The sequence below is a fragment of the Vibrio aphrogenes genome (assembly GCF_002157735.2).
GTDB classification, from domain to species: Bacteria; Pseudomonadota; Gammaproteobacteria; order Enterobacterales; family Vibrionaceae; genus Vibrio; species Vibrio aphrogenes.
This window is the reverse complement of sequence record NZ_AP018689.1, coordinates 2,007,353-2,019,619: the sequence shown is the minus strand read 5'-3', so window position 1 is coordinate 2,019,619 and position 12,267 is coordinate 2,007,353. Positions and strand designations below refer to the sequence as shown.

9 protein-coding genes are annotated in these 12,267 nt (G+C 43.9%); 8 read left to right on the top strand and 1 reads right to left on the bottom strand.

Annotation, left to right across the window (positions count from 1 at the left end; all coding sequences use genetic code 11):
- The first annotated feature begins 55 nt into the window (after nucleotides 1-55).
- The 8 genes from VCA1004_RS09270 to tldD all read left to right on the top strand — a co-directional run bounded on the left by VCA1004_RS09270 (nucleotide 56) and on the right by tldD (nucleotide 11,483).
- Nucleotides 56-1,099: a rod shape-determining protein gene (locus VCA1004_RS09270; protein WP_086981502.1), complete on the top strand. Its 1,044-nt coding sequence runs from the start codon at nucleotides 56-58 to the stop codon at nucleotides 1,097-1,099.
- 182 nt (nucleotides 1,100-1,281) lie between these two features.
- Complete coding sequence (gene mreC / locus VCA1004_RS09265; RefSeq protein ID WP_086981501.1) at nucleotides 1,282-2,160, top strand: rod shape-determining protein MreC; 879 nt, start codon at nucleotides 1,282-1,284, stop codon at nucleotides 2,158-2,160.
- A complete protein-coding gene (mreD, locus tag VCA1004_RS09260; protein WP_086981500.1) occupies nucleotides 2,153-2,641 on the top strand; it encodes a rod shape-determining protein MreD in 489 nt (162 codons plus the stop codon). The genes mreC and mreD overlap by 8 nt, the downstream gene beginning before the upstream one ends.
- Nucleotides 2,642-2,879: 238 nt before the next feature.
- A complete protein-coding gene (locus VCA1004_RS09255; RefSeq protein ID WP_086981499.1) occupies nucleotides 2,880-3,491 on the top strand; it encodes a Maf family protein in 612 nt (203 codons plus the stop codon).
- A 95-nt stretch (nucleotides 3,492-3,586) separates the two neighbouring features.
- A complete protein-coding gene (gene rng, locus VCA1004_RS09250) occupies nucleotides 3,587-5,056 on the top strand; it encodes a ribonuclease G (RefSeq protein ID WP_086981498.1) in 1,470 nt (489 codons plus the stop codon).
- Between the two features lie 12 nt (nucleotides 5,057-5,068).
- On the top strand, nucleotides 5,069-9,016 hold the full coding sequence (locus VCA1004_RS09245) for a YhdP family protein (protein WP_086981497.1): 3,948 nt from the start codon (nucleotides 5,069-5,071) through the stop codon (nucleotides 9,014-9,016).
- Between the two features lie 141 nt (nucleotides 9,017-9,157).
- Nucleotides 9,158-10,000: a carbon-nitrogen hydrolase family protein gene (locus VCA1004_RS09240; protein WP_086981496.1), complete on the top strand. Its 843-nt coding sequence runs from the start codon at nucleotides 9,158-9,160 to the stop codon at nucleotides 9,998-10,000.
- A 34-nt stretch (nucleotides 10,001-10,034) separates the two neighbouring features.
- Nucleotides 10,035-11,483 carry a metalloprotease TldD gene (gene tldD, locus VCA1004_RS09235; protein WP_086981495.1) on the top strand — a complete coding sequence of 483 codons (1,449 nt, stop codon included), beginning with the start codon at nucleotides 10,035-10,037 and terminating at the stop codon, nucleotides 11,481-11,483.
- A 179-nt stretch (nucleotides 11,484-11,662) separates the two neighbouring features.
- Here the strand turns inward: tldD and yjgA are convergent, their stop codons facing one another.
- On the bottom strand, nucleotides 11,663-12,184 hold the full coding sequence (gene yjgA / locus VCA1004_RS09230) for a ribosome biogenesis factor YjgA (protein ID WP_086981494.1): 522 nt from the start codon (nucleotides 12,182-12,184) through the stop codon (nucleotides 11,663-11,665).
- Between the last annotated feature and the right edge of the window lie 83 nt (nucleotides 12,185-12,267).

The window sequence follows — 12,267 nt, the reverse complement described above, 5'->3', positions numbered from 1 at the left end:
TGGTACATTTAGCACAATTTTATTTCCTTCTATCGCTCTTAGGATAACGAAGAATATGTTTAAGAAACTTCGTGGTATGTTTTCGAATGATCTTTCAATAGATCTCGGTACCGCTAACACTCTCATTTATGTAAAAGGCCAAGGCATTGTTCTTGATGAGCCTTCTGTTGTTGCGATTCGTCAAGATCGTGCTGGTACGGCAAAAAGTGTGGCTGCAGTCGGCCATGAAGCAAAGCAAATGCTAGGTAGAACACCGGGCAATATTTCTGCTATTCGTCCAATGAAAGATGGCGTTATTGCTGATTTCTATGTAACAGAAAAAATGCTTCAACACTTTATTAAACAAGTACATGACAACAGCGTATTAAAACCGAGCCCTCGAGTGTTGGTATGTGTACCTTGTGGATCGACTCAAGTTGAACGCCGTGCCATTCGTGAATCTGCATTAGGTGCGGGTGCACGTGAAGTGTATTTAATCGATGAACCAATGGCTGCTGCAATTGGTGCTGGCCTTCGTGTTTCTGAACCAACCGGTTCGATGGTGGTTGATATCGGTGGTGGTACAACAGAAGTTGCCGTCATTTCACTGAATGGTGTGGTGTATTCATCGTCGGTTCGTATTGGTGGGGATCGTTTTGATGAAGCGATCATTAATTATGTTCGTCGTAACTACGGCAGCTTAATTGGTGAAGCCACGGCTGAGAAAATTAAACATGAAATTGGTTCCGCTTACCCTGGCGAAGAAGTGATGGAAATGGAAGTTCGTGGTCGTAACCTTGCCGAAGGTGTGCCTCGTAGCTTTACACTGAATTCAAATGAAATCCTTGAAGCATTACAAGAGCCATTATCTGGTATTGTTTCAGCGGTGATGGTTGCGCTTGAGCAATGCCCACCAGAGCTGGCTTCTGATATTTCTGAAAATGGTATGGTTCTTACTGGTGGCGGCGCGCTACTGAAAGATCTTGACCGCCTATTAACCGAAGAAACGGGTATCCCAGTCGTGGTGGCGGATGAGCCATTAACCTGTGTTGCTCTTGGTGGCGGTAAAGCACTTGAAATGATCGACATGCACGGTGGTGATCTGTTCAGTGAAGAATAAGCCGTTTGAGCTTGAAGTCGCTGTTTTCTTGAGGGCGTTCGTCCGCCCTCTAGTTACTCAATCAGAAGCGAAGATACTGACTTCTGAATGGGATGGGTTAACGTTTAGGCAATGCCATATTGTCAGTCCCATCACTTCTTCAAGGACATAGGCTCAATGGATAACGATTACGATTTTACTGCATGAAACTGATATTTGGCCGAGGCCCTTCTTTACAACTGCGCTTATTTTTCGCTTTGATCGTCTCATCTAGCTTAATGCTAGCGGATAGTCGTTTAGATACGTTTTCTAATGTACGTTATTTGCTAAATAGCTCAATTGCCCCTATTCAATACGCCGCCAATTTACCTCGTAGCATGTTTGATGGCATGTACGAGCGTTTAAATAGCATGAAAATATTGGTACAAACCAACAGCGCATTAAAAAATGAGTTGTTAAGTTTGAAAAGCGATGTGTTGCTATTAAATCAATATAAAGAAGAAAACCAACGTTTACGCGAATTGCTTGATTCTCCTTATGTGCGTGATGAACGTAAAGTCGTCACTGAAGTGATGGCGGTAGACTCTTCACCTTATCGTCATCAGGTTGTGATCGATAAAGGCCGTACTGATGGAGTGTATCAAGGGCAACCCGTGATCAATGAAAAAGGTATTGTTGGGCAAGTGATTAATGTTTCTGCTCATAATAGCCGAGTGTTGTTATTGACCGACAGTAATAGCTCGATTCCCGTGCAAGTGTTGCGCAATGATATTCGCGTAATAGCTTCAGGCAATGGAGATATTGATTCTATCCAATTGGAAAATGTGCCGACCAGTACCGATATCCAAACCGGTGATTTACTGGTGACGTCAGGGTTAGCTGGACGTTATCCAGAAGGTTATCCAGTAGGGTATGTTACGGCGGTAAAAAATGATAATCGCTTACCGTTTGCTGAAATTACCGCAAAACCTGTGGTTGAATTTGACCGATTGCGTTATTTATTACTGGTATGGCCCGATCAAGACCGTCAAAAACAAGCCCAAACAATAGAGCAATCAGAGCAGGTGGTTGCCAATGACTAATCATGTATTTAGAAGTAAGTTCATCATTTGGGGCTCTTTTCTTATCGCCCTGATTTTACAAGCCGTACCTTGGCCTGGGCCGTTAGAAATGATGAGACCGAGTTGGGTAATTCTAGTCTCAAGTTACTGGATTTTAGCACTTCCTCATCGCGTAAATGTTGGCTCGGCACTATTCTTAGGTTTACTGCTAGATTTGGTGATTGGTACGACATTAGGAATTCACGGTATCGTGATGTCTATCGTCGCTTATCTGGTCGCGCTCAATTTCCAAGTACTGCGTAATATGGCACTATGGCAACAAGGCGTAGTGATTGGCTCTTTAACGGTTCTTGCTGAACTGATTGAGTTTTTTGCTGAGTTTCTCATTCAAGATGTTGACTTTAACCCTCATCTTTTATGGGCCGGCGTGATCAATTGTATTTTATGGCCTTGGATGTTTTTACTCTTAAGAAGGGTTAGACGGCACTGGCATATGCGTTAAATTTATAATTAGCCTCAGCTACGGATAACTAGAAGTCACTCAATACCGCACTTTGGGCGTCTAACTTCGTTAAAATCAACGCAATATTTTTACCCTTACATATCATAAGGTTAGGAATGTTATTGTGACACTCTTATCCGCAGTTGAGGTTAACCAGCTTTTTGCGCTGTAGATTGTTGGCCGTGAGATCGTGTTACCACGGCAAGCGCATTAAGCTGGATTTTATTGATGAGGTCTTATGTCAAAGCTCCCTGTACAACCAGCTACTCCAAGCTTTTACTTGGCTTCAAGCTCACCTCGACGTAAAGAATTGCTCGCTCAATTAGGTTATCAATTTGATATTGTGATCCCCGATATCGAAGAGCAGCAGCAAGCCACTGAACTCCCATTGTCGTACGTTCAACGCCTTTCTCAGCAAAAAGCCTTGGCTGGCGTCTCTTTAATTTCTCATACTGAACACGCTAAGCGCCCGGTTTTAGGCGCAGATACGATTGTGGTGGTTGATGAAAAAGTGTTAGAAAAGCCGCAAGACTATCGAGATTTCCAACAGATGTTACGAGCGTTATCTGGGCGGCAACATCAAGTGATGACCTCAGTGACGGTAGCGATGGGTGAGCAATATAAGACTCAAACCGTCGTTACAGACGTCTGGTTTAAAGCGTTAACAGAACAAGAGATTGACGATTATTGGCACACTGGCGAGCCTTGCGATAAAGCCGGTGGTTATGGCATTCAAGGTATTGGTGGCCGTTTTGTTTCCCGTATTGAGGGAAGTTTTCACGCGGTTATGGGGCTACCTTTACTTGAAACCGATGAGCTATTAAAAGAATTTATAATTTCAAATCAATAACTTTACGGTATTCCTGACGAAGACAGGTTGGCTCGTTGCCTCTGTATTCTAGGCTTAAACCTAAAGTTGATTAATCTATTTTATGAGGCACAAAGATGAGTGCAGAGTTATTAATTAACGTTACCCCTAGCGAAACCCGCGTTGCAATGATTGAAGCGGGTTTATTGCAAGAAGTGCATATTGAACGCGAGTCACGCCGTGGCATTGTAGGCAATATTTATAAAGGGAAAGTGAGTCGTGTTTTACCGGGCATGCAAGCGGCATTTGTCGATATTGGATTAGACAAAGCCGCTTTTTTACATGCGTCAGATATTGTTCCCCATACCGAATGTGTGGCTGAGAATGAAAAGAAACAGTTTAAAGTTCGTGATATTGCTGAGTTGGTTCGTCAAGGACAAGATTTAGTAGTGCAAGTAGTGAAAGATCCCTTGGGCACAAAAGGTGCACGTTTAACTACGGACATTACCTTGCCTTCACGTTACCTCGTGTTTATGCCGGGGGCGGCGCATGTAGGCGTATCACAGCGTATTGATGATGAAGCAGAACGTGAACGTTTGAAAAAAACCGTCTTGCCTTATTGTGATGAGCATGGCGGCTTTATTATTCGTACCGCAGCCGAAGGAGCAGACAGTGAAGAGTTGGCTCAAGATGCAGCATTTTTAAAGCGTCTATGGAACAAAATTAATGAGCGTCGTAGTAAGTATAAAACCCGCTCAATGCTCTATGGTGAAATCGGGTTAGCGCAGCGCATTTTGCGTGATTTTGTCGGCACAGAAATCAGCCGTATTCAAGTGGATTCACGTTTGGCGTATGAAACCTTATTGGAATTTACTTCAGAATTTGTGCCTAATTTGACAGATTTATTAGTGCTCTATAATGCTGATAAACCAATTTTTGACATGTACGATACAGAGAACGAAATTCAACGCTCTTTAGATCGTAAAGTGGAATTGAAATCTGGCGGTTATCTGATCATAGATCAAACCGAAGCCATGACCACGGTTGATATCAATACTGGTGCGTTTGTCGGCAGTCGTAATTTAGAAGAAACCATATTTAATACCAACGTCGAAGCGACTCAAGCCATTGCAAGGCAACTACGATTACGAAACTTAGGTGGCATTATTATCATCGATTTCATTGATATGTTAGAAGATGAACATCGACGCCGAGTGCTGCAATCCTTAGAGCTTGCTTTATCGAAAGACCGTGTCAAAACCAATATTAACGGTTTTACTCAGCTTGGTTTAGTGGAAATGACGCGTAAGCGCACCCGTGAAAGTATTGAACATGTTTTATGTTCAGGTTGTCCTACTTGCAAAGGCCGCGGCACGGTTAAGACAGTAGAAACGGTATGTTATGAAGTGCTTCGTGAAATTACGCGTGTTAATCGTGCTTATGATGCGGATAAATTTGTCGTGTATGCCGCAGTTGCGGTTGCAGAAGCGTTGCAAGGTGATGAATCTCACGCCTTAGCAGAGTTAGAAGTGTTTATCGGTAAACAAGTGAAAATCCAAGCTGAGCCCTTGTACAGTCAAGAGCAGTTTGATGTCGTCATGATGTAAGTGGAGCGATCTGTGACTTTGGCCACGCGCCTTTGGCGTACTTTTTTATGGGGAGCGTTAACGATAGCCGTCATTTGGGCGGTTAGCGTGACCTTACTGCGTCTTTTTCTTCCCAACTTAAATCAATATCGTGATGATATTGAAGCTCAAGTGTTACATTCAACCGGTGTACATCTTGAGTTTGATTCCGTACGTGGCTATTGGGGAAACCTCACACCAGCTTTAGCTTTAAAGCACGTTCAGGTATTTCTTCCCGGAGAAACTATCCCAATTGTGAGCATCGATAAAGTGGATGCGGAAATTGATCTTTTATCGTCCATTCAACACCTCAAACCTAAATTATCCGATGTGAATATTGAAGGATTACGGGCGGATGTCAGCCGTTGGCCATTATTTCCTGAAAATGCGTCACAAGCACCGAAAGAACAGCGTGCACCAGACTCACTAAAAAATGTGCAAAATTTATTTTTGAAACAATTGGGTGAGTTTTCTCTGTTTAATTCCAGCATTCAATATTTAGCGCCAAATGGTGAAATTCGTTTGGTGGATATTGATCGCCTACGTTGGAAGAATGAAGCGAACCGACATCGTGCTGAAGGCATCGTGAGTATTGCGGGTACCCATTTAAATAAAGTCTCAGTGATGGCAGATTTTACTGAAAATGGTGACTTACGTTATCTCGACGGTCAGTTTTATGTGTCAGCACAAAATATTCGTGTCGTACCTTGGATGCCGCAGTCAATCAAAGAAGCGACAACGATTGATTCTGGACGAGTGAGCTTAAACTCGTGGTTAACGCTTCAACAAGGTAAACCGGTTGATGCCATGGTGGAATTGATGCCCTCCCATTTGATTTGGGGTGGGGAACAAAGCCCGCATCAATTAGACATTAAGAAAGGGGTCTTGGAATTAAAGCCTGATGGTGAAGGCTGGAAAGTTCAAGGCTCTGAATTTCAAATTAAAACCAACCATGATGATTGGCCGCAGTTTCAATTTTCCCTGAATTGGCAAAAAGATCATCAAGCCTTCAATATCTCTCGTTTAGATATTCAATATCTTGCGCCTTTAATTGGAGTTTTTGATTCTCAAAGTGAAGCCGTGAAGTGGCTAGATAAGCTGCGTCCGGTTGGTTCGATTGAAGATATTCGTGTGAATATTCCCAAGCAGCCGGCTAAGCTGACTTATTCGGCAACCTTAATAGATGGCGGCGTTCAGCAATGGGATTTAGTCCCGGGGGTTAATCACCTTTCTGCCACCATTACTGGGGATAGTGACAACGCATCGATCAAGGCCACGTTGAACAATCAAACAGTGCCTTATGGGGATGTGTTTCAAGCGCCGTTAAACATTGAACATAGCCAACTTAATTTGGTATGGCAGCGTTATGCGGATGGTTGGACAATATGGTCAGATAAAGTACAAGCTAAGACCCCGGATCTCTCCGTGATGGGAGAATTTAAATTAGACTTTCCTGATAAACAGTCACCATTTTTATCCATTTACGCTGAAGCGGATGCTAATAAAGCTGGGGAAACGTGGCGTTATTTACCGACCTTAGCTTTAGGGCGAGATTTAACCGATTACTTATCGAGCGCGATTCAAGCTGGGAGCGCCAAAACCGCAAAAATATTGTGGTATGGCGCGTTAGAGGATTTTCCTTATACCAATCATAAAGGGATTTTTCAGGCTCAATTATCGTTAAAAAATGCCCGCTTTAGTTTTGATACCGCTTGGCCTGCGATTAATGATTTAAAGCTCGATTTGCTCTTTGAAAATAACAGTATGTACTTGCATTCACCATCAGCGGATTTGATGGGGGTGCATGCCAATCAAATTGATGGCGTGATCCCAGATCTCGCCCCCAATGGACATATTGAAATTCACGCAAAGGCCAGCTCTGAAGGCGATGCGGTACGTGATTACATGATGTCGACCCCTTTGGTGGACTCTGTTGGGGCTGCGTTAACGGCGGTGCAAGTATCGGGCCCTGTGAATGCAGAGCTGAACTTATCGATTCCATTTGATGGGCAAACACCTGATGTAAAAGGCTTTGCTCAACTAACGGATAATCCTATTCATGTTCAAACCCCAGCGATCGAATTGCAGCATGCAAATGGGCGAATTAATTTTAATAATGATGTGGTGACCGGCTCGGGCTTGAAAGCGCAATTATTAAATCAGCCTATTGCGATTGATTTTAATGGCAATAGCCAAGGCCAAGGTTATAGCGTCGGCATTGATGTCGTCGGTGATGCCGAGCTGTCGAAGCTCAAGCAGCAAATAGACTCGAGCTGGCTAAAACCGTTGGCGGGCAATGCGCCGTGGAATTTAGGCGTGAATCTGCAATTAAATGATGTCGGCTTTACTTATCAAATAGATGGCAATGCCGATCTGGAATTTCTCACCAGTCAATACCCAGCACCACTAGGTAAAGCATTAGGTATTAAAGGCCAAGCACGCTTACAAGCGGCAGGCAATCAAGAAAATGTTAATGCCAGAGTAACGCTGCCAAATGTGAAATATCAAGCGGATATTAATATTAAAGATCCGACCCCAGTGTTAACTGCGACCAACCTTATTGTGGGACGAGGGGACTTTAAAGTGAGTCCTTTAGGAGGGCATTTCTTATCGATTAATAATAAGAAGTTTAATGCCGATGAGTGGATGAGTTTTGTGATGGACGGTGAGCATGCGCTACATGTTAAGCCTGCTGACAAAGATCCTGTGGTGGTGACCGCGCAATCCAGCAAAGGGGAAGTCAAGGTTAAGCCTGTTACGGAGACTTCGACGAAAAGTGAATCGAGCACTCTTATGCCTGCGATTCCTATGCCAGAAGTGATCAGCGTGAATACTCAAACGTTAGTGTTAGGTGGATTAGATTGGCATAAAGTCAAGCTGAATGGGATACATCGCCCCTTAAATTGGCGTTTTAATATCTCTAGCAGCGAAATTATGGGCAGTGGTGAATATCGTAATAAGAAAGATCTTATTTTAGCCTTAGATAGTGTGCATATCTTTGTCCCTGAATGGGATAGTCATCAAGAAGATATTCCAGAAAGCATCATTTCCGATAAAGCGCAAGATGAACCTTTGATCAGCGAATTTGATCGCCAGTTCCATCAATATATGCCGAATTTGTCACTGAAAATTGATGACCTTTGGTTGCAAGGTTATAAAGTGGGTACGGTGGATATGCAACTAGAGCGACAACAAGATCGCTTAGTGTGGAAAAATCTAGATTTCAAAACCGGCTCTAACCATTTAAAAGCGAAAGGATGGTGGGAACTTAAAGGGGATAAGAGTCATTCAGATTTTGATTTATCTCTTAGCGGAAAGAATAACTCTGAAGTGATGGCTCGATTTGGGATCAATTCCGGCATTCAAAAAGCATCGTTTGATATTTCAACCTCAGCCAATTGGGATGGTGCTCCTTGGTCGGTGAAAACCGATACCTTAAATGGGCATCTGAAAACGGAATTTAAAGATGGCGTGATCACTGATGTAAATGGCGCGGCACGCTTGTTAGGGTTATTTAGCCTGGATTCCATTGTCCGTAAGATGAAACTGGATTTTACGGGCGTATTTGATGACGGTATGACGTTCGATTCAATTGATGGCACGGCTAATATTAATCAAGGGGTATTTATTACTAATGACCTTGAAATGGATGGTGCTGCTGGGGATATGACCCTCAAGGGTAGGGCGGATCTCAATACGCGTTTGGTGGATGCCGAAGTAACGTTTGTTCCCGATTTAACCTCTAGCATTCCGTTGGTGTCTGCTTTTGCGGTAGCCCCTCAAACAGCATTGGCCATTTTTGCGATAACCAAAGTCCTTTCTCCGGTGGTGGACGTCTTTACTAAGATTCGTTATGAAATAAAAGGACCTCTTGATTCTCCTGAAGTGAAAGAAATTTCACGCAGTAAAGGTGAATACCAGTTGGATAAATCTGCCAAATAACGACAAAGGACGAATGAGGTTAGTTAGGAAAACTAAATGATAGTCGAGCTACAAGGCAACAAGGCCAAATGATAATAAAGCTAAGTGATAATAAAGCTAAATGATAGCTAGACCAAAGCGCCACTATTCAAAGGAGTGAATATGTCAAAAGTCGGGTTAATTCAAATGACGTCAGGACCGACACCTGACGTTAATTTGGCTTTTATTGAGCAGCAATTGCAACTCATGCAGGCCGATTGTCAGCAGCGTGCCGATTGGGTGGTATTACCGGAAAATGCCATCGTATTTGGTCAAAAAGCAGATTATCACCAACAGGCCGAGCCGCTCAATCAAGGGCCACTGCAAGCACGACTGGCGCAATTGGCCCAAGATTATCAAGTGTGGTTAGTGGTTGGTTCTTTTCCGATTCGTTGCTCACAAGGAGTCAAGACCACTTGTTTAGTCTTTTCTCCACAAGGGCTATTGTGCGCTGATTACGACAAGTTACACATGTTTGATGTGGACGTTGCCGATGGGCATCAACGATATCGAGAATCGGAAACCTTTGTAGCGGGCGACCGAGTCGTGGTGGCGCAAACCCCGCTGGCTTGTATTGGGCTTTCTATTTGTTATGACTTACGTTTCCCGGCCTTATTTCAGCAACTTCGTAATCAGGGCGCGGAGGTGATTGTCGTACCCGCGGCCTTTACTTATGTCACTGGACAAGCGCACTGGGAAAGCTTGTTACGAGCTCGAGCTATCGAAACCCAATGCTGGATTGTGGCTGTGGGACAAGTAGGCACCCATCCATGTGGGCGACAAACCTGGGGACATTCTATGGTGATAGACCCTTGGGGGCAGGTCGTCGGATCTTTATCCGAGACAGCAGGCTTTATAACCGTTACCATAGATCATCAAATCAACCAAACCATTCGAGCGAGCATGCCAGTGATGCAACACGCTCGGTTTGACATTACTTTGAACCATAGCAAAGACTCGAATTAGCGTAGGTCTTTGCTATTACACATGACAGGTATCTATGACACTTACTAAGGTTGAAGACGCATTACTCGCACCATCGGGCTTAACCGAGAGCGATATCCATAATACGTTAGCGAATATTGCTACTCGTCATATCGATTATGCCGATATTTACTTCCAATCCAGCTGGCATGAATCGTTAGTTTTAGAAGACAGCATCATTAAAGATGGCTCATTTAATATTGACCGTGGGGTTGGTATCCGTGCCATTGCGGGTGAAAAAACTGGTTTTGCATATTCAGATCAAATTGATCTTAATGGCTTAACGCTAAGTGCAACGGCGGCACGCGGTATTGCTCAGCAAGGTCAACATGCGCAAGTGAAAGCGTTGACTCGACAAGCTACCCCGCAGATTTACCAAGCGGTGAACCCACTTGAAAGCCTAGATAAGCAACAGAAGATTGAGTTGCTTAAACAAATTGATGCCTACATTCGTAGCAAAGAGCCTTTAGTTCAAGAAGTCTCGGTGAGTTTAAGTGGCGTATACGAACAAGTGTTAGTAGCGGCGACGGATGGAACTTATGCCGGCGATATTCGTCCTTTGGTAAGATTGTCTATTAGTGTGCTTGTCCAACGTGGCGAGCGCCGTGAACGTGGCAGTGCTGGTGGCGGCGGACGCTATGGCTACCAAGTGTTCATGCAAACGCAAGAAGATGGCAAAACCCAAGCCATTCACTTTGCCGATGAAGCAATACGTCAAGCTTTAGTAAACTTAGAAGCGGGTGAAGCTCCAGCGGGAACCATGCCGGTAGTATTAGGCTCAGGTTGGCCGGGCGTCTTATTGCATGAGGCTGTCGGTCATGGTTTAGAAGGTGACTTTAACCGTAAACAATCGTCGGTATTTTCTGGCAAGTTGGGTCAAAAAGTGACTTCTGACCTTTGTACTATCGTGGATGATGGCACGTTAAAAGATTTGCGTGGTTCATTGAATATTGACGATGAAGGCGTAGCTGGGCAATACAATACCTTGATTGAAAACGGCGTTTTGAAAGGCTATATGCAAGATAAACATAATGCGGGCTTAATGGGCGTAGCACCAACCGGTAATGGGCGTCGTGAGTCTTATGCACATCTGCCGATGCCTCGTATGACCAACACTTATATGCTACCGGGTGAGCATACGCCGGAAGAGATCATCTCAACGATCAAAAAAGGCTTATACGCTCCAAACTTTGGTGGTGGTCAAGTGGACATTACTTCCGGTAAGTTTGTGTTCTCAGCCTCAGAAGCTTACTTAATTGAAGATGGTAAAATCACACGTCCTGTTAAAGGGGCGACCTTAGTGGGTTCTGGCATTGAAGCCATGCAACAAGTGTCTATGGTAGGGAATGATTTATCGATTGATAAAGGCGTTGGCGTGTGTGGTAAAGCGGGTCAAAGCGTGCCGGTTGGCGTCGGTCAACCAACATTGAAATTGGATTCGATTACTGTTGGTGGAACGCAGTAAGAGGCGAGATATGAGGACGCTTCACTCGTGAGCCGAAGAGCAGTGTCGAGTCGCGTGTTACGTGTTGCGTGAAAAAGAGTAAATTGTTGCCATAAAAATAAACCGGGATTGAGCATGCTTTGGCTTTTTCCCGGTTTTCGAAGCGAAGCGTACTCGGCTCTCGCTACTTTCTTTTCGCTTTAAAGCCCCTTCAACGCCTTCAATATCTGAAAGATCTCTCTTGATGCTTTAGGTGGCTTATTGCCGCCTTTTTCTTTTTGCGCTTGACGAGCTAATTGGCGTAAGCGTTGACGATCGGCTTCAGGATACTCGTCCATCACTTCTTCAATCGCCGGATCAATGTCAGTTATAATACGATCACGCATTTGCTCTAGCTTGTGTAACTCAGCAGTCGCTTGTGAGTGCTTGTTACGCAGTTTATCCAGTTCAGCTTGGATAGGCTCTGGATCCACTTGGCGCATTAACTTTCCGATGTATTGAAGTTGGCGGCGCTTGGCTTCGTTTTTAAAACGTTGTGCATTGGCAATCGCTTCACGTAAATCATCATCTAATGGAAATTTTTCTAAAGCAGCCGGTTTTAAACCGACTAATTCTTCACCTAGTTTCTGTAAAGCCTCCATGTCATTTTTCATTTCGGTTTTACTTACCCAAATGATTTCTTCTTCCTCTTCCCAAGGTGCTTTTTGATTTTTACGAGCCATAATTTCTACTTATTGGTTGTATTGAGGTTTATTTAGCTATTTTAGCAAGAATTATGGGGAGAAAGCGAAATTCTTGTTATCCT

Coding starts and splice junctions, on each gene's coding strand:
- VCA1004_RS09240 (WP_086981496.1), top strand. CDS start 9,158: ATGTCAAAAGTCGGGTTAATTCAAATGACGTCAGGACCGACACCTGAC.
- mreC (WP_086981501.1), top strand. CDS start 1,282: ATGAAACTGATATTTGGCCGAGGCCCTTCTTTACAACTGCGCTTATTT.
- mreD (WP_086981500.1), top strand. CDS start 2,153: ATGACTAATCATGTATTTAGAAGTAAGTTCATCATTTGGGGCTCTTTT.
- tldD (WP_086981495.1), top strand. CDS start 10,035: ATGACACTTACTAAGGTTGAAGACGCATTACTCGCACCATCGGGCTTA.
- yjgA (WP_086981494.1), bottom strand. CDS start 12,184: ATGGCTCGTAAAAATCAAAAAGCACCTTGGGAAGAGGAAGAAGAAATC.
- VCA1004_RS09270 (WP_086981502.1), top strand. CDS start 56: ATGTTTAAGAAACTTCGTGGTATGTTTTCGAATGATCTTTCAATAGAT.
- VCA1004_RS09255 (WP_086981499.1), top strand. CDS start 2,880: ATGTCAAAGCTCCCTGTACAACCAGCTACTCCAAGCTTTTACTTGGCT.
- rng (WP_086981498.1), top strand. CDS start 3,587: ATGAGTGCAGAGTTATTAATTAACGTTACCCCTAGCGAAACCCGCGTT.